The 24,478-nt window shown below is 63.8% G+C and carries 19 protein-coding genes; 1 reads left to right on the top strand and 18 read right to left on the bottom strand.

The annotated features are described in order from the left end of the window. Nucleotides 1–121 precede the first annotated feature (121 nt). From CLU85_RS19250 to CLU85_RS19300, 11 genes are all read right to left on the bottom strand, one after another. Nucleotides 122–1,066, bottom strand: a complete 945-nt coding sequence (locus tag CLU85_RS19250; protein ID WP_100411169.1) for an electron transfer flavoprotein subunit alpha/FixB family protein — start codon at nucleotides 1,064–1,066, stop codon at nucleotides 122–124. A 1-nt stretch (nucleotide 1,067) separates the two neighbouring features. Beyond that, nucleotides 1,068–1,823, bottom strand: coding sequence for an electron transfer flavoprotein subunit beta/FixA family protein (locus CLU85_RS19255; RefSeq protein ID WP_100411676.1), 756 nt, complete (start codon nucleotides 1,821–1,823; stop codon nucleotides 1,068–1,070). 35 nt (nucleotides 1,824–1,858) lie between these two features. Further along, nucleotides 1,859–3,424, bottom strand: coding sequence for a class I adenylate-forming enzyme family protein (locus CLU85_RS19260; RefSeq protein ID WP_100411677.1), 1,566 nt, complete (start codon nucleotides 3,422–3,424; stop codon nucleotides 1,859–1,861). A gap of 10 nt (nucleotides 3,425–3,434) precedes the next feature. After that, entirely contained in the window at nucleotides 3,435–4,448 is a 1,014-nt protein-coding gene (locus CLU85_RS19265) for a tripartite tricarboxylate transporter substrate binding protein (RefSeq protein WP_100411678.1), read from the bottom strand. Nucleotides 4,449–4,630: 182 nt separating this feature from the next. Then, nucleotides 4,631–5,638: a tripartite tricarboxylate transporter substrate binding protein gene (locus CLU85_RS19270; protein WP_100411679.1), complete on the bottom strand. Its 1,008-nt coding sequence runs from the start codon at nucleotides 5,636–5,638 to the stop codon at nucleotides 4,631–4,633. Nucleotides 5,639–5,716: 78 nt separating this feature from the next. Then, nucleotides 5,717–6,964, bottom strand: a complete 1,248-nt coding sequence (locus tag CLU85_RS19275) for a CaiB/BaiF CoA-transferase family protein (RefSeq protein ID WP_100411680.1) — start codon at nucleotides 6,962–6,964, stop codon at nucleotides 5,717–5,719. Further along, on the bottom strand, nucleotides 6,961–7,791 hold the full coding sequence (locus CLU85_RS19280) for an oxepin-CoA hydrolase, alternative type (protein ID WP_100411681.1): 831 nt from the start codon (nucleotides 7,789–7,791) through the stop codon (nucleotides 6,961–6,963). Before CLU85_RS19280 ends, CLU85_RS19275 begins: the two co-directional genes overlap by 4 nt. 238 nt (nucleotides 7,792–8,029) lie before the next feature. Continuing rightward, nucleotides 8,030–9,163: an acyl-CoA dehydrogenase family protein gene (locus tag CLU85_RS19285; protein WP_100411682.1), complete on the bottom strand. Its 1,134-nt coding sequence runs from the start codon at nucleotides 9,161–9,163 to the stop codon at nucleotides 8,030–8,032. 206 nt (nucleotides 9,164–9,369) lie between these two features. Further along, nucleotides 9,370–10,578 (bottom strand): acyl-CoA dehydrogenase family protein, encoded by a 1,209-nt coding sequence (locus tag CLU85_RS19290; RefSeq protein ID WP_100411683.1) that lies wholly within the window; start codon nucleotides 10,576–10,578, stop codon nucleotides 9,370–9,372. A gap of 162 nt (nucleotides 10,579–10,740) precedes the next feature. Next, nucleotides 10,741–11,916 (bottom strand): acetyl-CoA C-acyltransferase, encoded by a 1,176-nt coding sequence (locus tag CLU85_RS19295; protein ID WP_100411684.1) that lies wholly within the window; start codon nucleotides 11,914–11,916, stop codon nucleotides 10,741–10,743. Nucleotides 11,917–12,136: 220 nt separating this feature from the next. Continuing rightward, complete coding sequence (locus CLU85_RS19300; protein ID WP_100411685.1) at nucleotides 12,137–14,257, bottom strand: 3-hydroxyacyl-CoA dehydrogenase NAD-binding domain-containing protein; 2,121 nt, start codon at nucleotides 14,255–14,257, stop codon at nucleotides 12,137–12,139. Between the two features lie 155 nt (nucleotides 14,258–14,412). Here CLU85_RS19300 and CLU85_RS19305 point away from each other — a divergent pair, with 155 nt between their 5' ends. Continuing rightward, nucleotides 14,413–15,330, top strand: coding sequence for a LysR family transcriptional regulator (locus CLU85_RS19305; RefSeq protein ID WP_100411686.1), 918 nt, complete (start codon nucleotides 14,413–14,415; stop codon nucleotides 15,328–15,330). Nucleotides 15,331–15,479: 149 nt separating this feature from the next. On the opposite strand, the gene CLU85_RS19310 is transcribed toward CLU85_RS19305, so the two are convergent. The 7 genes from CLU85_RS19310 to CLU85_RS19340 all read right to left on the bottom strand — a co-directional run bounded on the left by CLU85_RS19310 (nucleotide 15,480) and on the right by CLU85_RS19340 (nucleotide 24,138). Beyond that, nucleotides 15,480–16,514 carry an ABC transporter ATP-binding protein gene (locus CLU85_RS19310; protein ID WP_100411687.1) on the bottom strand — a complete coding sequence of 345 codons (1,035 nt, stop codon included), beginning with the start codon at nucleotides 16,512–16,514 and terminating at the stop codon, nucleotides 15,480–15,482. Further along, nucleotides 16,511–17,497 carry an ABC transporter ATP-binding protein gene (locus CLU85_RS19315; RefSeq protein WP_100411688.1) on the bottom strand — a complete coding sequence of 329 codons (987 nt, stop codon included), beginning with the start codon at nucleotides 17,495–17,497 and terminating at the stop codon, nucleotides 16,511–16,513. Before CLU85_RS19315 ends, CLU85_RS19310 begins: the two co-directional genes overlap by 4 nt. A gap of 21 nt (nucleotides 17,498–17,518) precedes the next feature. After that, nucleotides 17,519–18,430: an ABC transporter permease gene (locus CLU85_RS19320; RefSeq protein WP_100411689.1), complete on the bottom strand. Its 912-nt coding sequence runs from the start codon at nucleotides 18,428–18,430 to the stop codon at nucleotides 17,519–17,521. A gap of 112 nt (nucleotides 18,431–18,542) precedes the next feature. Continuing rightward, a complete protein-coding gene (locus CLU85_RS19325; RefSeq protein WP_100411690.1) occupies nucleotides 18,543–20,126 on the bottom strand; it encodes an ABC transporter substrate-binding protein in 1,584 nt (527 codons plus the stop codon). A gap of 92 nt (nucleotides 20,127–20,218) precedes the next feature. Next, nucleotides 20,219–21,436, bottom strand: coding sequence for a M20 aminoacylase family protein (locus CLU85_RS19330; protein WP_100411691.1), 1,218 nt, complete (start codon nucleotides 21,434–21,436; stop codon nucleotides 20,219–20,221). Then, nucleotides 21,436–22,416: an ABC transporter permease gene (locus tag CLU85_RS19335; RefSeq protein ID WP_100411692.1), complete on the bottom strand. Its 981-nt coding sequence runs from the start codon at nucleotides 22,414–22,416 to the stop codon at nucleotides 21,436–21,438. Before CLU85_RS19335 ends, CLU85_RS19330 begins: the two co-directional genes overlap by 1 nt. Nucleotides 22,417–22,557: 141 nt before the next feature. Beyond that, a complete protein-coding gene (locus tag CLU85_RS19340; RefSeq protein ID WP_100411693.1) occupies nucleotides 22,558–24,138 on the bottom strand; it encodes an ABC transporter substrate-binding protein in 1,581 nt (526 codons plus the stop codon). Nucleotides 24,139–24,478 lie beyond the last annotated feature (340 nt).

The raw sequence follows: 24,478 nt of genomic DNA on the forward strand, positions 1-24,478 counted from the left end.
TTTTTGTTGTCAAATCGGGCTGTGGTGCATGTTTTATATGCACCTTCAGCTATCACTTCAATAGCAATTAACCCTCCCTGGCAATCCATGGCCAGGAGCGGCAGCCGCCTCAGAACACGCCTTACAGCGCCTTGACCAGTTCAGGCACGGCCGTGAACAGATCCGCCTCCAGCCCATAGTCAGCCACCGAGAAGATCGGTGCCTCAGGGTCCTTGTTGATCGCCACGATCACCTTGGAGTCCTTCATCCCGGCCAAGTGCTGGATGGCGCCCGAGATACCGGCAGCCACGTACAACTGGGGCGCCACGATCTTGCCGGTCTGGCCCACTTGCAGGTCGTTGGGGGCGTAGCCCGCGTCCACCGCTGCGCGGCTGGCACCAATGGCGGCGCCCAGCTTGTCGGCCAGCGGGGTCATGACTTCGTCAAACTTTTCCTTGCTGCCCAGCGCCCGGCCACCAGAGACGATGATCTTGGCGGCGGTCAGTTCGGGGCGGTCGTTCTTGGCGATTTCGCTGCCCACATAGCTGCTCTTGCCTGCGTCGGCCGTTGCGGCGGCTGTTTCGACGGCGGCACCACCACCGGTGGCTGCTGCGGCATCAAAGCCGGTGGCGCGCACGGTGATGACCTTCACGCTGTCTGCGCTTTGCACGGTGGCGATGGCGTTGCCAGCGTAGATGGGGCGCTCGAAGGTGTCGGCGGCCACCACTTTGGTGATGTCGCTGATCTGGGCCACGTCGAGCTTGGCAGCCACGCGGGGGGCCACGTTCTTGCCGCCGGCGGTGGCAGGGAACAGGATGTGGCTGTAGTTGCTGGCCGCATTTCCCTGAAGTGCCAGGACTTGCGCAGCCACGTTTTCTGCCAGGCCATGGGCCAGGCCGGTGGCGTCGGCGTGGATGACCTTGGCGACACCGGCGATCTGGGCAGCGGCAGCGGCGGCGGCGCCCGCGTTGTGGCCTGCCACCAGCACGTGTACGTCACCACCGCAGGCCACAGCGGCCGTCACGGTGTTGAGGGTTGCGCCCTTGATGGAGGCGTTGTCGTGTTCAGCAATAACGAGTACCGACATGTCAGATCACCTTCGCTTCGTTCTTGAGTTTCTCGACCAGGGCGGCCACGTCGGCCACCTTGATGCCTGCGCCGCGCTTGGCGGGCTCGGCCACCTTCAGGGTCTTGAGGCGGGGGGCTACGTCCACACCGAGGTCTTCGGGTTTGACGATATCGAGCTGCTTTTTCTTGGCCTTCATGATGTTGGGCAAGGTGACGTAGCGGGGCTCGTTCAGGCGCAGGTCGGTGGTGATGACGGCGGGCAGCGACAGGGCCAGGGTTTCCAAGCCGCCGTCGATTTCACGGGTCACGCTGACCTTGTCGGCCGCCAGGTCCACCTTGCTGGCGTTGGTGGCCTGGGGCAGGTCCGCCAAAGCGGCCAGCATCTGGCCGACCTGGTTGGCGTCGTCGTCAATGGCTTGTTTGCCCAGGATGACGAGGCCGGGTTGTTCCTTGTCCACCAGGGCCTTGAGCAGTTTGGCCACGGCCAGGGGCTGCAGGTCCAGGTCGGCTGGGGTTTCAACCAGAATGGCACGATCGGCACCAATGGCCATGGCGGTGCGCAGGGTTTCCTGGCACTGCGTGACGCCGCAGGAGACAGCGATGACTTCGGTCACCAGGCCTTTTTCTTTCAGGCGCACGGCCTCTTCAACGGCGATTTCGTCAAAGGGGTTCATGCTCATCTTCACGTTGGCGATGTCCACACCCGTGTTGTCCGACTTCACTCGGACCTTCACGTTGTAGTCCACCACGCGCTTGACAGGGACGAGGATTTTCATGGGTTGGGTCTTTCTCGAACAAACAAAAAAATCGGTTAACGCGACAGCGTGGCGTGCAGTTCGCGCAGCTCGCGCTTGAGCACCTTGCCGATGGCGCTGCGGGGCAGCTCATCGATGAAATAGACGGCTGACAGCCGCTGCGTCTTGCCGGCGCGGGCGTTGTACCAGGCCATGAGCTGGGCGGCGTCGTCCGTAGCGCCGGGCAAGCGGCACACAAAGGCCACCGGCGTTTCGCCCCACTGGTCCGACGGAACCCCCGTCACGGCCACATCGGCCACAGCCGGGTGCTTGCGCAGCTCAGCTTCGAGGTCGCTCGGGTAGATGTTGAAGCCGCCACTGATGACCATGTCCTTGCGGCGGTCCAGCAGGGTCAAAAAGCCCTGTTCGTCAAACCGGCCCACATCGCCTGTGCGGATGAAGCGCTTGCCAGTGGCGTCAAACCACTCGGCCTCGCGCGTCTTGTCGGGCTGGCGGTAGTAGCCGGTCATCATGCCGGGCGAATGGCCCACCACCTCGCCGGTGGCACCGGGCGGCAGTTCTCGGCCCTCTTCATCGATCAGGCGGATGTCGCTGGTGGTTGCGGGCTGGCCCACGGTGTGCAGCTTGTCGGGGTGCTCGTGCGCGGCCAGGATGCAGGTGCCGCCGCCCTCGGTCATGCCGTAGAACTCGAACAGCGCGCCCGGCCAGCGCGCCAGGATGTCGGCCTTGAGATCGGAGCGAAACGGCGCACTGGTGCAGAACTTGGCGCGAAAGGACGACAAGTCGAATTCGCCAAACTGCGGCAGCGCCATGATGCGCTGGTACTGCACCGGCACCAGCATGGAGTGCGTGGCGCGGATCTTCTGCGCAATCTGCAGGTAGCGCAGCGCATCAAACTTCGCCATCAACCGCGCGCTGCCGCCCCAGCACAGGCCGGGGAAGAACGACACCAGCGTGGTGTTGGAATACAGCGGCGTGGCCAGCAGCGTGACACTGTCAGGCCCGTAGCCCTGGGCCTGGCCGCGCACCAGGTGCGCCCAGCGCATGCCGTGCGACTGCACGATGCCCTTGGGGTGGCCCGTGGTGCCCGACGAATAAATGATGTTGAACGGGTGATCGGGCCCCACCTCCACCGGCTGCGGCACCGCGCCTTCGGGGGCGAGCCATTCGCTCCACGGCGTGCCCGCGCCCGCGTCGTCCAGCGCCACCAGCGCCAGAGCGGCCGCAGCCTCTGGCGGCAGGGCCGCCCTGCCCTGCGCATCGGCAAACAGTGTGCGCGCCTGGGCATCGCCCAGCATCGACGCCATGGCCCCTGGCGTGACCGACGGTGCCAGCGGCGCCACCACCACGCCCGCGCGCAACGCGCCCAGGTACACGGCGGCATAGCGCACCGACGAAGCGGCGCACACCGCCACCACGTCGCCCGGGGCCAGCCCGTCGCGCTGCAGCGACGCTGCGACGCGGTCTACCAGCGCATCGAGCTGGGCCCAGTTCAGCGCGGCGTCATCGTCGGCCAGGGCGCTGGCGCCCGGGCGCTGCCCGGCGTTGTCGCGCAGCAGGTCAGAAACACGCCGAAATGGCGGGAAGGGGGCAGACAGGTCAGGGGAAGCGGAGCGGTTCATGGCACACAACTTACTCGAAGACGATGCCCTTGTCGCGAATCACCTGCCCCCACTTGGCGTAATCGCCGTTCACGCGCTGGGCCATCTGTGCCGGGCCCTGGTAGTGGGCAATGGCGCCAGCGTTGAGCAGCTTGTCCTGCACTTCCTTGTCGGCCAGGATGGCTTTGACTTCGGCGCTGATGCGCTCGACCACATCCTTGGGCGTGCCGGGCGGCGCCATCAGGCCGCCCCACGACACGGCATCAAAGCCCTTGAAGCCCTGCTCTGCAATGGTGGGCACGCTGGGGATCACGCCCACGCGCTGGGGCGAACCCACGGCAATGGCGCGCAGCTTGCCGGTCTGGATGTGGGGCAGCGCCGCCACGAGGTCGGCGTACATCATGGGCACCTGGCCGCCCAGCGTGTCGGTGATGGCGGGCACGCCGCCCTTGTAGGGCACGTGCTCCATCTCGAACTGGCCCAGCTGCTTGAGCAGCTCCATGCTCAGGTGGCCAAAGCTGCCCACGCCCGAGCTGGTGTAGTTGAGCTGGCCAGGCCGCGCCTTGGCGTGGGTGATGAGCTTTTGCAGATCGGTCACGGTGGGCATCATGGCGGGGTTGACCACGACGACGATGGGCAGGTCGTACACGGTAGCCACCGAGACAAAATCCTTGGTGGTGTCGTAGCCTGCCTTCTTGTACAGGTGTGGCGCCAGCAGCGTGGGGGTGGCCAGCATCATCAGCGTGTACCCGTCGCCGGGGGTCTTGGCGATCTGCTGCGCGGCAATCGAGCCCGAGGCACCGGCGCGGTTCTCGACGACCACGGGCTGCTTCAGGCGCTCGGCCAGCTTCTGGCCCACGATGCGCGAGGCGGTGTCGGTGGGGCCGCCCGGCGGGAAGGGCACCACCAGCTTGATCACCTTGTTGGGCCAGGCCTGTGCATGAGCGGGGGCCGTGCCCAGCAGGCCAAGAGCCGATAACGCCGCAGCTGTGGAGAGAACGGCGCGACGTGAAAAAGCCGCGCGCAAAGAGGATGGTGTTTTCATAAAGAATTCGTTTGTGCTGTCTGTATCTGCGGCCCTGCTGAGGCCCGAGGCGTCTTAAACCGGCGCTGCCCAGGCGCGGGCAGCCGCGCAAGGGCCGCCCCGCCGCGCTGGCTGCGTCCCCCTGCCCGCAACGCGCAGCGTTACGAGAGCGGGGGGAAGGCGCGAAGCGACTCAGGGGGGTGTCAGTCGAGCTTTGCGCCAGACACCTTGACCACGCGCTCCCAGACCGGCGCGTCTTTTTTGAATTGGGCGCTGAATTGTTCAGGGCTGCTGCCAACGGGGATAAAACCCATCTGCTGGATGCGCTCGCGCACCTCAGGCATCGCGATGACGGCCTGCAGTTCGGTGCCCAGACGGGCCACCACTTCGGGCGGCGTTTTGGCAGGGGCGCTCATGCCCACCCAGCCGGTCACTTGGAAGACCTCGTCCTTGATGCCCTGCTCGGCCATGGTGGCCACCTTGGGCAGGGCATCCATGCGCTGGCCGCCCGTCACCGCCAGCGGCTTGAGCCGGCCCGTTTCAATGTACGGCCGGGCCGACTGCAGGCTGGCAAACGCCATCTGGAACTGTCCGCCCACCAGGTCCTGCAGCATGGGCGCCTCGCCCTTGTAGGCCACGTGGTTCATGTCGGCCTTGTGCTTGTCAGACAGCCAGGCGCCCGCCAGGTGGGCATACGAGCCCATGCCCCAGGAGCCATAGGCCATCTTGCCCTTGTTGCGATCGATGTAGGCCATCAGCTCGGAGGCATTGGACACCGGCAATTGCGGGTTCACCAGCAACACGACCGGAGCCAGCGCGATCTGCGTGATGAGCGACTGGTCCTTTTGCGGCTGGTAGGGCAGGCGGTCGTACAGGTACTGATTGATCAGCATGGTGGTGCCCAGCGACACCAGCAGCGTGTAGCCGTCGGCCGTCGACTTGAGCGCCAGGTCGGTACCCGTCACGCCCCCGGCACCCCCGCGGTTGTCCACCAGCACGGGCTGGCCCAGCCGGGCCGAGAGCTTTTCGCCCAGCGTGCGTGCGGTGATGTCGGTGGCGCCTCCAGCCTGGTACGGCACGATCAGCTTGATGGGCTTGGCAGGCCAGGCGTCTTTGCCCGTTTGCGCAAGGGCAGAGCCGAGCAGGCCGGTGCTGGCCAAAGCGGCCAAGCCCTGGACGACGCGGCGGCGGTGAATGTGGGTGAAGTTCATGCTTGTCTCCTGATTGAGGTTAAAAATTGGCTCCAGCGCTTATCTAACAAGCGCCTAAAGCTATTATTTTTATAGTGCTTAGAGCGGTGGAAGCGTGAGTACGCCCTTGTCGCGCAGCGCCTGCAGCTCGGCCTCGGGCAGCTGCAGCAGCTGCTGCAGCACGTCACGCGTGGCGGCGCCCAGCGTGGGCGGTGCATGGCGGATCGGCAGGCGCTGCCCATCCATCCGATAGGGCGGCGCGAACACGTGCGTGGTGCCCGCCACGGGGTGCGGCATTTCTTGCAGCAGGCCGCCCCGGCGCGTGCGCTCGCTGGTCAGCGCCTCATGCAGGCCTGCCACGCGGCCGCACGGAATGCCGGCAGCAGTCAGGCGCTCCAGCAGCACGTCGCGGGCGAAGCTGGCGATCAGCTCTTTCATCAACGGCAGCAGGGTCAGCCGATTGCGGGCACGCTCGACGTTGGTGGCGTAACGCGGGTCTTCCACGATGTCGGGGCGCATCACCACATGGCGGCAGAACTTGTCGAACTGGCTGTTGTTGCCCACCGCGATGATCAGCGGGCCATCCTGCGCCTCGAACATGCCGTACGGCACGATGGAGGGGTGGGCATTGCCGTAGCGCTGCGGGTCGTGGCCCAGCAGCATGGCATCCAGCCCGTAGTAGCCGGTGATCATCAGCCCGCAGTCGTACAGCGCCATCTCGATGTGGCGCCCCTTGCCCGTGGTGCAGCGACGGAACAGCGCCGCCAGCACGGCCTGCGCCGCGTACATGCCGGTCATCATGTCTACCGCCGCCACGCCGAACTTCAGGGGTGGCTGGCTGGCCTCTCCATTGATCGCCATCAATCCCGCCTCCGCCTGGATCACCAGGTCGTAGCCGGGGCGCTTGGCCTCGGGCCCTGAGCTGTCATAACCGGCGACCGAGCAATAAATCAGGTCGGGCTTGATGGCTTTGAGTTGCTCGTAACCCAGACCCAGTTTTTCGGCGCCGCCCGTCTTGAAGTTCTGAACCACCACGTCGCACTGCGGCAGCAGGTCATGGATGATCTTCACGCCTTCGGGCGTTTGCAAATCGACCGTGATGGACCGCTTGTTGCGGTTCATGCTGTTGTAGTAGGTGGTCTCGGTCTTGCCGACACGCATGCCCCAGTCGCGGGTATCGTCGCCCCGGCCGGGGTGCTCCACCTTGATGACATCGGCACCAAAGTCGGCCAGCACCTGGCCACACAGTGGCCCGGCAAACACGCGCGACAGATCGAGCACGCGCACGCCCTCCAGCGGGAAGTCCATGCCCTCGGGCAACGGTGGTGTGGGTGTCGTTGTGGTCATTTCTGAGTCTCCTGTTTGTCAGCGCCTGTCGCGTTGATCTGACGCAGGCGCGCGAAATCGGCTGGGCGTTTTTCCAGAAACGCGCCGATGCCTTCACGGGATTCCTCGGTGGCCTGTGCCTGCACCATACGCTGCGCCTCCTGCTCCAGCTGGTCGTCCAGCGGCAGCGCATAGGCGCTGCGGCACAAAGCCTTGATGTGGGCCATCGCCAGGTCGGGCCCGGCGGCCACCTGCGCAGCCAGTACCAATGCCTGGGTGAGCGCCTCGCCCGGCTCTGCCAGGCGGTTGACGGGGCCCAGCGCGTGCAGCCGCTCGCCCGAGATGCGTTCACCGGTGAGGCACAGCTCGGTCAGCACCTGGCGCGATACGAACTCGGCCAGGAAAGCGGTGGCACCGCCATCGGGCGTGAGCCCCACCTTCACGTACGCCACCGAGAACACGGCGTTGCGTGCGGCCACCAGCATGTCGCAAGCCAGCGCCAGCGACAGGCCGGCACCCGCCGCAGCGCCCTCCACCGCCGCAATCACCGGCTTGCGGCAGTCGCGCACGGTGCGGATCAGGTCGTGCAAGCCTTCGAGCTTGGCGCGGCGCTCTTCCACGGGCAGCTCGCGCCGCTTGGCCAATTGGCGCAGGTCGCCGCCCGCGCAAAAGTGCCCGCCTTCACCCGTGAGCACGATGGCGCCCACGGTGGGGTCGGCCTCGGCCTGCGCCAGGGCCTCAGTCAACGCCGCGTAGAACGCGGGCGACAATGCATTGCGCGCGGCGGGGTTGTTGTTGGAGAGCACCAACACCGCGCCCTCGCGGCGTTGCAGCAGGACGTCGTTCATTTCATTCTCCGGTTCCGGGCGACGCGACTCAGGCGGTCGGTCATTCCAGTGATCCATAGCGGTGCCTGCCACCCGCATCGCGTGCAATGGGCGCGGACCAGGCCAGTGCTCCCGCGCAAGGGCCGCCAAGACGCGCATGCGGCACTTCGCTTGCGTGCGCCGGGAGCGTCCCCCTGCCCGCAGCGCGCAGCGCTGCGAGAGCGGGGGGAAGGCGCCGAAGGCGACACAGGGGGGTGTTTCATTTCCTGCCCAGCGCGATGAAGCGCGCCAGGTGGTGGTCTTCGTCGCCAAACTGGTGGTCCACCATGACCAGGCGCTTGGCGTAGTGCGACAGCGGCAGCTCCCACGTCATGCCAATACCGCCATGCAGCTGAATGCTTTCTTCGGCCACCAGCGCGCCAATGCGGCCCATGGTGACCTTGGCGGCCGACAGCGCGCGCTCGCGCTCGGTGCGGTCGGTGCTGTCCATGGCGGCAGCGGCGTTGATGACCGCAGAGCGGGCCTGTTCCACTTCGAGCAGCAGGTCGGCCATGCGGTGCTGCAGCGCCTGAAAGCTGCCAATGGGCACGCCAAACTGCTTGCGCGTTTGCAGGTATTCCAGCGTGTGCTTCTTGGCCACATCCATCGCGCCCAGCGCCTCGGCGCACACGGCCAGAATGCCCCAGCCCACCGCATGCTCCAGCGTGGCAAAGCCTTGCCCTTCGGTGCCCAGCAGGGCCTCTGCGCCCACCTGCACATTCTGCAAAGTGACTTCGGCCACGCGGCCACCGTCGATGCGGCCCATGCCACGGCGGCTCAGGCCTGCGGCACCGGCGGGCACCAAAAACAGCGAGATGCCGTCTGGGTCATCTTCCGCGCCCGAGGTGCGCGCGCTGACCAGCAGCAGCTGGGCCTGGTCGCCATGCAGCACCACGGCCTTGTGGCCCGTCAGCAGCCAGCCGTCGCCGTTGCGCACTGCGCGGGTGGTCACGCGGTTCAATGCGTAGTGGGCGCCGGGCTCCTCATGCGCCAGGGTGGCCACGGTGTTGCCGTCGATGATGCCGGTGATGTGTTCCTTCTGCGCTGCGCTGCCATCCAGGCCCAAGGCACGGCCTACCAACAGTGCGCTCAAGAAGGGCTCGGCCACCAGGCCTGCGCCCAGGGATTCGAACACCACGGCCACGTCAAAGCCTGCGCCGCCAAAGCCACCATCGGCTTCAGGGAACAGCGCGCCAATGGCGCCCAGCTCGGCAAAGCGGGCCCACAGCGCCGGGTTCATACCGGTGTCGCCATAGGCGATGTGGTTGCGCGTCTCGATGCCGTACTGCTCGGACACAAAGCGGTTCAGGGTGTCCGCCAGCATGCGGCGGTCTTCGGTATGTTCAAAGTTCATTTCCACGTTCCTCTGGAATCAGTTGTTGGCAGGCTCGCCAAGGTGCAGGGCGGATGCAACTGGCGCCGCCCAGGCCAGCGGCCGCCGCGCAAGGGCCGCCGCGACATCCTGATGTCGCCTGCGCTCCGTGCGCTGGCGGTGTCCCTCTTCCCGGCGAAGCCGAGAGAAGGGGGAAGACGCGCAGCGGCTCAGGGGGTTGTTCACTGCTACAAACCAAGGATCATTTTTGAAATGATGTTCTTCTGGATTTCATTGGAGCCGCCGAAGATCGACAGCTTGCGGTAGTTGAAGTAGTTGGCCGCCGCCGTGGCCGCCTCCTTGGGCCCCACTGGTTCGTCGGCAAAGCCTTCGTACTGGGCTTCTTCGATGAAGGGCAGCGCATACGGGCCCATGGCGCGGCGGATAAGCGACAAAATTTCCTGGCGGATCTCGGTGCCGCGAATCTTGAGCATCGAGCTTTCAGCCCCCGGCACTCCGCCACCCGCCACGGCGGCAATCACGCGCAGGTTGGTGGTCTTCATGTTCTCCAGGTCAATCTCGACCTGGGCCATACGGGCGGCAAACAACGGGTCCTGGTCTAGCGGCTTGCCGTTCTTCACCACCTTGGCGGCAATCACCTGGAGCTTGGCCAGCGCTGCAATGCAAAAGCCCACGCCTGCAATGCCGGTGCGCTCGTAGGTCAGCAGGTACTTGGCGTAGGTCCAGCCCTTGTTTTCCTCGCCCACCAGGTTTTCCACCGGCACCTTCACATCGGTAAAGAACACCTCGTTGACTTCCTTGTCGCCATCGAGCGTGCGGATGGGGCGCAGCTCCACGCCGGGCGCGTTCATGTCCACCAGCAAGAAGCTGATGCCCGACTGCGCCTTGGCCTCACGGTCGGTCCGCACCAGGCAGAAGATCATGTTGGCGTGCTGTCCCTGGGTGGTCCAGGTCTTCTGGCCGTTGACGATGTAGTGGTCACCTGTTTCGTCCGTGACTCGCACCGCCGTGGTCTTCACTGAAGCCAGGTCCGAGCCCGCGCCGGGCTCGGAGTAGCCCTGGCACCACCAGTCCTCGCCGCTCAAGATGCGCGGCAGCCAGTACTTCTTCTGCGCCTCGTTGCCAAACTTGATGAGCACCGGGCCCAGCATGTTCACGCCAAAGGGCACGATGCGCGGGCCGCCAGCCAGTGCGCATTCGGTGTCGAAAATGAACTTCTCCACCGCGCCCCAGCCCGGGCCGCCATAGGCCTCGGGCCAGTGGTTGGCCAGCCAGCCGCGCTCGTTCAAGATGGCGTGCCACTCGTCCTGGTCGGCCCGTGTCAGGCGCTGCCCGGCCTTGACCTTGGTGGCAATGCTTTCGGGCAGCTTGGCTTTCAGGAAAGCCTGCACCTCGGCGCGGAAGGCTTGTTCTTGGGGGGTGAAATTCAGGTCCATTGACAGTTTTCCTCAGTCATCCATGGCGCTGTGCGCCTGTCTACGGCCTTCGCACTGGCGCACCTCACGCGGGGGACGGCAAGCCAGGGCCGCCCCGCAGCGAGGGCATCGTCCCCCTCCCCCAGGAGAGGGGGAAGCGGCGCCAGCCGCTCAGGGGGTGTTTCAATAAATCTCGAAGAGACCTGCCGCGCCCATGCCGCCTGCGATGCACATCGTCACCACGCCGTACTTGGCCTTGCGGCGGCGGCCTTCGAGCAGCAGGTGGCCCACCAGGCGCGCGCCCGTCATACCGAAGGGGTGACCGATGGCAATCGCTCCGCCGTTCACGTTCAGCCGCTCGGTCGGAATGCCCAGTCGGCGCTGGCAATACAGCGCCTGCGAGGCAAAGGCTTCATTCATCTCCCACAGATCAATGTCCTGCACCGTGAGGCCGTGGCGTGCCAGCAGCTTGGGCACGGCAAATACGGGGCCAATACCCATCTCGTCGGGCTCGCAACCGGCCACCGCAAAGCCCCGAAACGCGCCCAGCGGCTGCAGGCCAAGGCGCTCGGCCTCTTTGGCTTCCATGAGCACGCAGGCGCTGGAGCCGTCGGACAGCTGCGAGGCATTGCCCGCCGTGACGAACTGGCCTGGGCCCTTCACGGGCTCCAGCTTGGCCAGGCCTTCGAGCGTGGTGCTGGCGCGGTTGCAGTTGTCTTGCGTGGCCGTCACTTCGCGGTAGGTGACCTCGCCGGTTTCCTTGTTCTTTTCCATCATGCGCGTGGCGCAGGGCACGATCTCGTCGGCAAACACGCCGCTCTGCTGTGCGGCGGCGGTGCGCTGCTGGCTTTGCAGCGAGAAGGCGTCCTGGTCTTCGCGGCTGATGCCGTAGCGGTGGGCCACGATGTCGGCGGTGTCGATCATGGCCATGAACAGGTCGGGTTTGTGTTCCTGCAGCCAGGGGTCCACGTCACCCGGCTGGCCAGCACGGATGGCCGAGATACTCTCGACCCCGCCTGCGACCATGGCGGGCACCCCTTCGGCCACGATGCGGCCGGCGGCAATCGCCACCGACTGCAAACCCGACGCGCAAAAGCGGCTGGCCACCATGCCTGCCACCGACAGCGGCAAGCCCGCGCGCAGCGCCGTCTGGCGGCCGATGTTCTTGCCGGTGATGCCTTCGGGGTAGCCGCAGCCCATCACCAGGTCTTCGATCAACGCGGGGTCGATGCCCGAGCGCTCCACGGCCGCCTTGACGGAAAAGGCCGCCAGCTGCGGACCGGGCGTGGCGTTGAACTCGCCCCGGTGCGACTTGGTCAGCGGGGTGCGGGCGGTGGAAACGATGACGGCTTCACGCATAATTTGCTCCTGATTTAATAGCTACCAGTGCTTATATTGATTGCACTTGAGGCTGAAATTATTCAAAAACCGGTGCTGGGGCCTGCAGCAGCGTCCGGGAGTGATGAGTTCGGGTTGGGGTTGGGGTTCGGTCTCAGCCCATCCATTCACCCGCCCGTTCGGGCTGAGCTTGTCGAAGCCTTGCGCAGCGCTTCGGCAGGCCCAGCTTCAATGGGCGTGGTCATGCGCCCTTGTTCAGGCTGTCGAAATTGCGGCCCTCAGCCACCAGTTGCTCCAGCAGCGGCGAGGGCTTCCAGAACAGCGGGTCTTCCTTCGCGAATTCGCGGATGTCGGCCAGCACCTTGTCTAGGCCCGCCATGTCGGCCCATTTCATGGGGCCACCACGGTGGCGCGGAAAGCCATAGCCCGCCACAAAGGTCACATCCACATCCAGCGGGCGCAGGGCAATGCCCTCGTGCACCACATTGGCCCCTTCGTTGACCATGGCGGCCATGTAGCGGCGCATGATCTCGTCGGCGCTGAAGCTGCGGGGCATGACGCCTTTTTTGGCACGCTCGGCGTCCACAATGGCCAGCACTTCCGGGTCCGGCTGGCCCACGCGGGCGCCATCGGGGTACCGATAAAAGCCCCGCCCCGTCTTCTGGCCAAACCAGCCGCGCTCGCAGATGCGGTCGGCAATTTCCACATAGCGGGCCTTCGGGTCGCGCGTGGCGGCGCGGCGTTTGCGGGTGGCCCAGCCAATGTCGCCACCGGCCAGGTCGGTCACCTGGAAGGGGCCCATGGCAAAGCCAAAGCCGCGCACGGCAGCGTCGATGTCGTACGGGCTGGCGCCGTCTTCGAGCAGGTAGTCGGCCGCCTGCTTGTACACGGCCAGAATGCGGTTGCCAATGAAACCGTCGCACACACCGGCGCGCACGGGCACCTTTTTCAGCTTCTTGGCCAGCTCGAACGCCGTGGCCACCACGTCGGGCGCCACCTGGGCGGGCACCACGATCTCCAGCAGCTTCATGATGTTGGCGGGGCTGAAGAAGTGCAGGCCCACCACGTCCTGCGGGCGGCTTGTGGCGGCGGCAATGGCGTCGATGTCGAGGTAAGACGTGTTGGTGGCCAGCACCGCACCGGGCTTGCACACGCGGTCCAGCTCGCGGAACACGGCCTTCTTCACTTCGATGTCTTCAAACACGGCTTCGATCACGAGGTCCACCTGGGCGATGTCGGCGTAGTCGGTGCTGCCGGTGTAGCGCGCCATCACGGCGGCCTGGGCAGCGTCGGTCATGCGGCCCTTGGCTACCAGGGCGTTGTAGACCTTCTCGACATTGGCGCGGCCCCGGGCAATGGATTCGGCATCGCGCTCGATCATGGTCACCGGCAGGCCCGCATCCAGCGCCGCCACCGCAATGCCCGCGCCCATGGTGCCGCCACCGATGACGGCAATGCGGGCGACAGGGCGTGGCTGCGTAGCCCGCGCCTCTGGCACCTTGACGACCTCGCGTTCGGCAAAAAAGGCGTGGATGAGCCCGGCGCGCTGCGGGCTGTCGATGCATTCCATGAACAGGGCGCGTTCGCGCTGCATGCCTTCATCAAAGGGCAGCTGCAACGCCGCCTGCACGCATTCGATGATCTTGAGCGGCGAGAACAGGCCGCGCGATTTCTTGGCGGTCTCGGCCTTTTGTTCTCCCAGCCAGACCAGCGCGGCCTGCGGCTCAGCAATCACCAAGTCGCGGGTGCGGCGCACGGGGGCCTGGGCGGCCAACAGTTCACGCACATAGGCCAGGCCTGCGGCCAGTGGGTCGGTGCCGTCCACCAGCTTGTCGACCAGGCCCGCCTGCAGTGCGGCTTGCGCCTTCAGGGGCTGGCCGCTGAGCATCAGGGTGGTGGCGGCCTGCACGCCCATCAGGCGCGGTGCGCGCTGCGTGCCACCGGAGCCGGGCAGCAGGCCCAGGTTCACCTCGGGCAGGCCGAGCGTGGCGGCAGGCAATGCCAGGCGGTAGTGGGCCGACAGCGCCACTTCCAGACCACCGCCCAGGGCTGCACCGTGCAGCACGGCCACCACGGGCTTGTCCGAGTCTTCGATGGCGCGGCAGACCTGGGGCAGCAGCGGGGAGACGGGCGGCTGGCCAAACTCACGGATGTCGGCCCCCGCAATGAAAGCCTTGCCGGCGCCCACCAGCAGCACGGCGGCCACGGCAGCGTCGGCCTGTGCCTGCTCCATGGCGGCCAGAAGGCCCTGGCGAACCGCGGCACCCAAGGCGTTGACGGGTGGGTTGTCGATGGTGACGACCAGCACATCGCCACGAAGCGCAGCAGTCACAACGGAAGAAGCGGGGATGGCAGCGCCCATGCGGGTAAGTCTCCTGGTCAGTGGCGGGTGCCGTTGGATGAACCCGCGATTGTTGATGCGTGAAGTTATCTTGACAATTACATAGCGCATTGACAGACTGTTAAAGAAATTTTGACAAACAACGCAAAACCGCGGCTTCGCGCCGTCTCTGATTCATGGAACTGACCTCCCTGACCGTGCTGGTCGACATCCTCGATGCAGGCAACCTCAGCCAGGCGGCGCGCAACCTGAAGATGACGCGCGCCAACGTCAGCTACCACCTGCACCAGCTGGAAAAATCGGTGGGTGTGCAGCTGGTGCGCCGCACCACGCGCCGGGTGGAGCCCACCGAGGTGGGCCTGCGGCTGTACGCACATGGCCGCGCCATCCAGAACGAGATGCTGGCCGCGCGCGAAACCATCACCACATTGGGCCAAGGCCTTCAGGGGCGGGTGGGCCTGAGCGTTCCCAGCGGCTACGGGCAAATGGTCATGTCCGACTGGTTGATCGACTTCAAGCGGCTGTACCCCGGCATCGTGCTCGATGTGCGCTTTGAAAACCGGGTGGACGATTTGATCCGCGATGAGGTGGACATCGCCATCCGCGTGATGCCAGAGCCCCCGCCCACGCTGGTGGCACGCGACCTGGGCAGCGTGCGATACATCGCCTGTGCCTCTCGGGAGTACGCCAAAGCGCAGGGGCTTCCCCAAAGCTTCGAAGCGCTGAGGGCCGCGCCGGTGATCACCTCAGGCGTGGTGGGCAAACAATTGCGCCTGCGCGGCTACCGGGGCGACGAGCGCCAGGAGGTGCTGCTAGAGCCCACCATCATCTCCGAGCACTTTCCGTTTTTGCGCCAGGGCATCCTGGCCGGTCTGGGTGTGGGGCTGGTGCCTGACTATGTGGTGCAGGACGCCGTGACCAGCGGCGAAGTGCTGACCACGTTGGATGACTGGCGGCTGAGCATTTTTGGCACCCAGATGTTCATGCTCTACATGCCCAACCGCCACCAGACACGGGCGGTGCGCACCTGCATTGATTACTTGCTGGGGCGGGCGTTACCCGCCGCCGAGCCCACAGTGACCGCAGAGTCCTGATCAGCACGTTGACTGCATTTTGTATAAAAAAGGCTGCAGGCGCTGGTTGAATATGCGCCAGTAGCTATATTTTTTATAGCAAATGTCATTCCTGCGGAATGCCGTCGCCCTGCGGGCGACAGCGCCGCACACCGGTGCGGCGCTGGGCGTCAGATACGCCCCTCCTCCACCGCGTGGCACGCAATGCGGATGCCGCCAATGCTCTTGAGCTGGGGGCGCTCTGAGCGGCAGCGGTCGTTCACATGCGGGCAGCGCGGGTTGAACGCGCAACCGGGCGGTGGGTTCAATGGGTTAGGCACCTCGCCCTGCACCGGAGTGCGCGCCTTGCCGGTGTCGTGCATCTTGGGGATGGCATCGAGCAGCATGCGCGTGTAGGGGTGGCGCGGGGTGTCAAACAGCGTGTGTTTGTCGGCCAGCTCCACCAGGCGGCCCAGGTACATCACGCCCACCTGGTCGCTCACGTGGCGCACCACGGCTAGGTTGTGGCTGATGAACAGGTAGGTCAGCTGCCGCTCGCGCTGCAGGTCCTTCATGATGTTGAGCACTTGCGCCTGTACCGACACGTCGAGCGCCGAAGTGGGCTCGTCGCACACCAGAAACTCGGGCTCGGTGGCCAGAGCACGGGCGATGGAAATGCGCTGGCGCTGCCCGCCCGAGAACTGGTGCGGGTACTTGACCATGTCGAGCGGCGACAGGCCTACGGATTGGAGCAGCTCACCCACACGCTGTTTCAGCTCGGCCTTGTCGGTGATGAGGCCGTGTTCCTTGAGCGGCTCGCCGATGATGTCTTCGACCAGCCAGCGCGGGTTCAAACTCGCGTAGGGGTCCTGGAAGATCATCTGGATGCGGCGGCGCATGGCCTGCGCATCCTTGCCCTTGAAGGCAGCGTGTGCATCCTGGTTGTCAAACGTGAGGCCGCCGCGTGTGGGCTCGTACAGCCCCACCAGCAGGCGGGCCACGGTGCTTTTGCCGCAGCCAGACTCGCCCACCAGGGCCAAGGTTTTGCCTTTTTCGATCTCGAAGCTGACGCCGTCCACAGCATGCAGCAACGTACGGGGCTTGCGCTCCAGCACGCGGTTGAGCCAGGGTGCGGACACGTCAAAAGTCTTGGCCAGGTCGTGCGCCTGCACCAGGGCTTTGCTTTTGACGGTGGCAGCGGTTGAGGTGTTGGCGGCGGTGCTCATGCGATCACCTCGGCTTTTGTCGTGGCACCAGCGTGCAGCCAGCAGGCGGCCCGGGTGGGGCCTGCGTCCATCAGGTCAGGGCGGTCGGTCATGCAACGGTCAAAGGTCTTGGGGCAACGCGGGTTGTAGGCGCAGCCCTTGGGGATGGCATTCAGGCGGGGCATGGCTCCGTCGATCTGGTTCAGGCGCTCGCGGTCCTGCTCCATGTCGGGGATGGAAGCCATCAGCCCTGCGGTATAGGGGTGGGCCGGCTTGTTGATCACAACGTGCACCGGGCCGATTTCGGCCACACGGCCGGCATACAACACAGCCACCCGGTCGCAGGTTTCGGCGATCACACCCATGTCATGGGTGATGAGCATGACGGCCGCACCACGCGATTTGCAGATGTTCTTGAGCAGCGTGATGATCTGCGCCTGAATAGACACATCCAGCGCGGTGGTGGGCTCGTCGGCCACGATGAGCTTGGGCTCAGCCGCCAAGGCCAAAGCAATCACCACGCGCTGGCGCATGCCGCCAGAGAACTGGTGCGGGTAGTGGTCAATGCGCTCTGCCGCAGCGGGAATGCCGGTGTCCTGCAACAACGCGATGGCACGCTGGCGCGCCTCGGCGGGCGTGACCGGCAGGTGGGCCAGGATGGTCTCGGTAAGCTGACGGCCCACCGTGTACAGCGGGTTCAGCGATGTCAGCGGGTCTTGAAAGATCGCGCCGATGTGGCGGCCGCGGATATGACGCATTTCCTCGTTGTTGAGGTTGTCGATGCGTTTGCCTTCCAGCAGGATCTGGCCAGACGCCACGCGGCCCGGTGGCTCCAGCAGGCCGATGATGGCGGCACCGGTGAGCGACTTGCCCGCACCGGACTCCCCCACCACACCCAGGATCTCGCCGGGTGCGATAGAGAAGGAAATGTCGTCCAGGGCGCGCAGGGTGCCGCGACGGCTCGGGAATTCGACAACGAGGTTTTTGACTTCTAGGAGACTCATGGGGTCGTCACTTCTTCTGGTTCAACGCAGGCGTGGATTGAGGGCATCACGCAGCCAGTCACCCAGCAGGTTCACCGACAGGGCAATCAGCACCAGCATGGCGCCGGGGAACACGGTGATCCACCATTCGCCCGAGAACAGGTAATCGTTACCAATGCGGATCAGCGTGCCCAGCGAAGGCGACGTGGGCGGGGCCCCGACGCCCAGGAAGGACAACGTGGCCTCGGTAATGATGGCCGTGGCCACCTGGATAGTGGCCAGCACGAGCACCGGGCCCATGACATTGGGCAGCACATGCTTGCGCATGATGCGCAGCGGCGAGACACCCGTCACGCGGGCAGCCTGGACGTATTCCTTGTTGCGTTCCACCAGCGTAGAGCCGCGCACGGTGCGCGCGTACTGTACCCAGCCAGTGAGCGAGATGGAGATGATCAGCACGCCAAAGGCCAGGGACTCATGCGCATTGGGGAACAGCGCACGGCCGACACCCGCAATCAGCAGGGCAACCAGGATGGCAGGGAAGGACAGCATCACGTCGCACAGGCGCATGAGCACGGCATCAACCCAGCCGCCGCGAAAACCCGCCAGCAGGCCAAAGGCCACGCCCACCACCACCGAGAGCACCACCGACGCGATGCCCACTACCAGCGAAATGCGTGCGCCGTAGATCACAGCAGAAAGGATGTCGCGGCCCTGGTCGTCAGTGCCCAAGGGGTATTTCAGAGAGCCCAGTTCACTCCAGGCGGGTGGCAACCGCGCATCGCTCAGCTCCAGCGTGGTCAGATCAAACGGGTTGTGGGGGGCGACCCATCCGGCAAATACCGAACAGAACAGGCAGATCAGCGCAATCGCGGCGGCGACCATCGCCATCGGGGACGTGCGAAAGCTGTAGCCAACATCGCTGTCGAGCCAGCGGGCAAGGGTAGTTTTCATTGTGGGAAACCAGTAAACAGGCAACAACCCACGCAGCGGGTAGCCACGTGTGTTGTTGCGGGCTTGGAGTAGCCGATGGCGTTGTTTTTTCTTGTGTCTCGCTACGTGCGACTTACTTGTCGATGCTCATCCATTTGAATGGCATGTAGTTGTCGGCCATCTGCACCAGCTTGACCTTCTTGCTCACGCCCCAGGCCAGCGCCTGCTGGTGCAGTGGCAGGTGGCCCACATCGGCACTGTGCAGGTCAAAGGCTTCCTTGATCATGGCGTCACGCTTGGCCTTGTCGGTCTCAACCAGAATCTTCTTGGTCAGCTCGTCCAGCTTGGGGTTGCAATAGGCACCCAGGTTGAACTGGCCCGCGCCACCCTTGTCGTCGGGGCAGATCATCAGCGCATTGAGCGCGTTGTGCGCGTCGTACGTGGTGGGGGTCCAGCCCAGCATATAGAAGCTGGTGTCGCGGCGCAGCACCTTGGGGAAATAGGTGCCCTTGGTTTCGGCCTGAAGGTTGATCTTGACGTTGATGCGCGACAGGTTGGCCGCGACGGTCTGGCAAATGCGGCCGTCATTCACATAACGGTCATTGGGGCAGTTCATGCTAACTTCAAAGCCATTGGGGTAGCCCGCTTCGGCCATCAGCTTCTTGGCAGCTTCCACGTCGTAAGGGAGGCGCTTGACGTCTGGCTGGAATCCGTTGACACCAGGGCCCACCATCAGGGCCGATGGGTTGGACGCCCCACGCATCACGGTCTTCTTGATGCCGTCGATGTCGATGGCCTGATAGAAGGCCTGGCGTACGCGCTTGTCCTTGAAGGGGTTCTTGCCCTTGACGTTGGAATACAGCAACTCGTCCCGCTTTTGGTCCATGCCCAGGAAGATGGTGCGCAACTCAGGGCCGGTGATGGCGCGCGCATTGGCACTGCTGTTGATGCGGTCGATGTCTTGCACGGGCACCGGCTCCATCACGTCGACCTCACCCGACAACAAGGCCGCCACGCGCGTCGCGTCGTTGCCAATGGGGGTGAAAACGACCTCGGTCGCATTGCCTTCGATCTTGCCCCAGTAAGCGCCGTTGCGCACGAACACGGAGCGCACATTGGGCTGGCGCTCGCGCAGCCGGTAAGGGCCTGTGCCGTTGGCGCGGAACGATGCCGCGTTTTCGATGCCCTTGCGGCGGTCCACCGGCATGACGGCCTGGTTGGTCTCACACCATTTTTTGCTCATCATGTACGAGGTGGTGATCACATCCGGCAAGATGGGCTGCGGTGCCATGGTGTCGATTTCGACCGTGTGATCATCAATCTTGCGAACCTGCTTGATGTCGCTGTTGGTTGCCTTCATGTCGGAGCCTTCGCCCTTCATGCGGGCAAAGCTGAAGATCACGTCATCGGCGGTGAAGGGGGTGCCGTCATGAAATTGCACACCCTTGCGCAGCTCAAAGCGCCATACGGTGGGTGCCGTCTGCTTCCAGCTGGTTGCCAGCGCCGGGGCCAGGCTCAGGTCCTTGTTGCGGCCCACCAGGGGTTCGTACACGTTGCTGGTGACGCTCAGTTGCAGCGACTCATTGAGCGAGTGCGGGTCCATCGAGAGCGCGTCGCCCTGGTTGGCGATGCGCACTGTCTGTGCGTGGGCTACCAAACTCGCCGCCGTCAGCGCAGCAAAGAGGGCGGTAACGACAACTTTTTTCTGGAATTTCATGGAAATCTCCTGGTAGTGAAAGTGGGGGGGAAAGTACGGGACTTCCGGGGTGAGTGAGTGTGCAAAAGAAGGTACTGGTCAGCAAGACCGCCTCAGGGCATGGCCAGGGGCATGGCCTGCTCGATCAGGCTGGCGTGCAACGCAGAGCCCAGGGGCAGGATGTCATCATTGAAGTCATAGCGGCTGTTGTGCAAGGCGCTGCCACTGGACCCCGTGCCTTGGCCAATGCGCAGGTACGCACCCGGCCGCGTCTGGAGCATGAAAGAGAAGTCTTCCGCGCCCATGCTGGGCTCCAGATCGCGCACCACATGGTCCGCACCCAGAAGGGACTCGGCCACGTCGCCCGCGAAAAGCGCCTCGCTCTCGCTGTTGATCGTGGCGGGGTAGATGCGCTCGTAGTGCACGGTGGCCGTAGCCCCAAAGCCCAGCGCAATGGCATTGCACAGCTCCTTGAGGCGCTTCTCCACCATCTCCTGCACCTGGGGGTCGAACGTGCGGACGGTGCCCACCAGCGTGGCCGAACCCGGCAGCACACTGAACGCGCCGAGGTCACCCGCCTGCATGGCACACAGGCTGACCACGGCACCATCGATCGGGCGTACATTGCGCGACACAATAGTCTGCGCCGCCGTGATGATGTGCGCGGCCACCACCACCACGTCCACCGTCTGATAAGCGTGGGCTCCATGGCCACCACGGCCGGTGATCTCGACAGTAAAACGATCGGCTGCCGCCATCATGGGGCCGGAGTTGATACCCACTGTGCCGGGTTTCATGGCAGGCCAGTTGTGCATGGCGAAGATGGATTGCACCGGAAACCGGTCAAAAAGACCATCCTCCATCATGACCCGTGCACCGGCGAAACCCTCCTCACCGGGCTGAAAGACCAGCACCGCGGTGCCGTCGAAATTGCGGGTTTCAGCCAGATAGCGGGCGGCGCCCACCAACATGGCGGTGTGGCCATCATGGCCGCAGCCATGCATCAGCCCTTGCTTGCACGACTTCCAGGAGAAGTCGTTTTGCTCTGTCAGGGGCAGCGCATCCATGTCGGCCCTCAGCCCCACCATGCTGCCACTGGAGGTGCTGCGCCCACGAATCACACCCACAATGCCGGTTCGCCCGATGCCGTCATGGATCTCGTCCACACCGCAAAGCTTCAAGGCTTCTTTCACACGTTTGCCTGTGTAAACCTCCTCAAAGCCCAGCTCCGGGTGGGCATGCAAGTCACGCCGCAGTGCCGTCAATTCGGGGTGGTATTGGGCAATGTGCGCAAACGCCCGACCGCCCGCCTTCAGACGAGGGCCCTGCATCAGTGGCCCCCTGCCTTGCCGACGCGCAGGCGGGGATCCACAGCAAAGTACAACAGGTCCACCACCAGATTGATCACCACAAAAATGAGGGCGATCAGGCAGAGGTAGGCCGCCATCACCGGGATATCAGCAAACGTCACGGCTTGAATGAACAACAAACCCATGCCCGGCCATTGGAAAACCGTCTCAGTAATGATGGCAAACGCGATCAGACCACCGAGTTGCAGGCCGGTGATGGTCATCACGGGTACCAGCGTGTTCTTGAGCGCATGACCAAAATGAATGGCCCGGTTGGACAGGCCACGGGCACGCGCGAACTTGATGTAGTCGGTGCGCAGCACCTCCAGCATTTCTGCCCGCACCAACCGCATGATCAGTGTGAGTTGAAAGATGGCCAGCGTGATCGCCGGCAAGGTGATGTGGTGCCAGCCCTTCGCCTTGAGCAGGCCGGTGCTCCACCAGCCCAGTTGCACCACCTCACCCCGACCAAAGCTCGGAAACCAGCCCAGGGTGACGGCAAAGAGCAATATCAGCAGGATGCCAATCAGGAAGGTGGGCAGGGACACCCCCAACAGAGACAGCGTCATGAACAGCTGACTGGTGAAAGTGCCGCGCTTGAGTGCGGCATACACCCCCATCGGCACACCAATCGCCAAGGCCAACAGCGCGGCGACCAAAGACAGCTCCAAAGTGGCCGGGAAGCGCTCCGCAATCAGGCGTGACACCTTGGCCCCTTGGCGCAGGCTCAGGCCGAACTCGCCTTGTGCCGCGTTCACAAGAAAGTGCCAAAACTGCACAAAAAAGGATTTGTCCAAACCGAGCGCGCTGCGCAATTCGCGGATTTGCTCGGGGGTGGCGTCCTGACCCAGCAGAAACACCACGGGGTCTCCGACGTACTGAAACAGCATGAAGGAGATGAAGGCCACCGTGACCATGACAATCACAGCCTGTATCAGGCGGCGCAATATAAAGGCAAGCATCAGAGAGTCGAGTGAGTGTTCGATAGAGACACCACAGCCACTTTTGGTAACCGCAGCGTCGTGGAGCAAGACGTCGTCGTCAAACTAAACCAAAGAGAGCAAGGACTTACGGGCCCTTGCTCTCAGTGTGTCGAGAATAAATCAGTTCATCTTGACCGTACGCATGTCCACGCGGTTATCTGCGCGATGGACCACTTCCACATTTTTCTTCATGGCCCAAGGGATGACCTGGTCATGCAATGGAATGTGCGAGACAGTGTCATTGGACAGTTGCAGCGCCTCGGTCAGCATGCGTGCCCGCACGGGGGCATCGGTTTCGGCCTTGATGCGGTCCACCAGATAGTCCATGCGCTGGTTGCTGTAGCGACCCACGTTGTAATTGCCATCACCCCCTTGGCCCACTGTACGCACCAACGATTGCAAGCTATACAACGAATCAAATGTGGGCACACCCCAACCCAGCATGTAGATGCTGGCTTCGTTGCGCTGAATCATCGGGAAATAGTTCACCAGCGGCAAGGTGCGCAACTTGGCCTTCACCCCCACGCGAGACCACATGGCAGTCACAGCCTGGCAGATAGCTTCATCGTTGATATAACGATTGTTCGGGCAGGCAAAATCCACCTCGAATCCGTCGGGGTAACCGGCTTCTGCCAGCAGCTTCTTGGAAGCATCCACGCTATAGGGGAAACGCTTGCCCACGGCCTCGGTATAGCCCGCCACCTGTGGCGCCACGATCGTGCCCGTGGGCTTGCCCAGACCACGCATGATGTTGCGCGAGATGGTTTCGGCATCAATGGCTTGGTACAAGGCCTTGCGCACGCGAACATCCTTGAGTGGGTTTTTGCCCTTGATGTTGGATCCGGGAAGCTCATCGCGGAACTGATCCATACCCAGGAAAATGGTGCGATTCTCGACCCCGTCAATCACCCTCAGATCCTGGCTGGCACGCAGCCGCCCCAAATCCTGCGGCGAAGGGTCCAGCACCAGGTCCACCTCGCCCGACAGCAATGCCGCTATGCGCGTGGCGGCTGACTTGATCGGGGTATAGACGATTTCGGTCACATTGCCGTCCATCTTGCCCCACCAGTTGGGATTGCGCTTAAACACCATTTTTACATCAGGCTGCCACGACTCCAGCGTGTAAGGCCCCGTTCCCATCGCATTGCGGTGCGCGAAGTTTTCATCGGTACCCTTGATGTCCTTGGGCTCCACCGACTTGTTTTTCTCCGCCCACGCTTTGCTCATGATGCGCAACTCCGTCATCTGGCGAAGCAGGACGGGATTGGGCGCAGACAAAATGACATCGAAGGTCTGGGCATCCACCTTGGCAACCTTACTGATGCCTTGAACATACGGCGTGAAATTCGACGTCTTGGCCATGGCTCGCTGAATGGAATACACAGCATCATCGGTCGTCAGCGCTGAACCATCGTGGAACTTAACCCCCTGGCGCAGAGTAAAACGCACCTGGGTGGGGCTCACTTCTTTCCAGGATGTCGCCAGAACAGGCTCCACATCAAAAGTCTTGCTGTTGTAGTACACCAGGCTCTCATACACGTTCGCATGGAGGCCGTTTTGCAGAGCATTGTTCTGGGAATGAATGTCCCAGGTCGAAATCTCTCCCTGACTTGCCCATTTGAAGGGTTTGGCTTGCAATGCTGGCGCAAACAACAGCGCGGCGGCAACGGCTGCCGACAAAAGACTGTATTTGAGTTTCATGGAACCCTCTTGTTGAAAAGTTTTACTATGCAGTAAAGGTTGCTCTATAGCCAACGGGAAATCCCTGAATCCCTGGTGTACCGAAGGGCCTATAAATGCATCTCTATGCGGACCTTCCATGCAAGGATGGTGCCAAGCATTTGCACCGCTCCCATCAAATACTCCACCCCGCTCACGGATCACGTGCCCCAGCAGTCACCAACCCATCTTGATCGCCTCAGGCGTATGGGTGCCGTTACAGATACCTCTATCCATCATGTAGAACGGGGTAACCAACCCACTCACAGCCCCTATGGGCAGCGCAGAATCTAGCGGCCATGAAAAAGCCGCCCGAAGGCGG

The sequence above is a fragment of the Acidovorax sp. 69 genome (assembly GCF_002797445.1).
Lineage (GTDB): Bacteria > Pseudomonadota > Gammaproteobacteria > Burkholderiales > Burkholderiaceae_C > Acidovorax.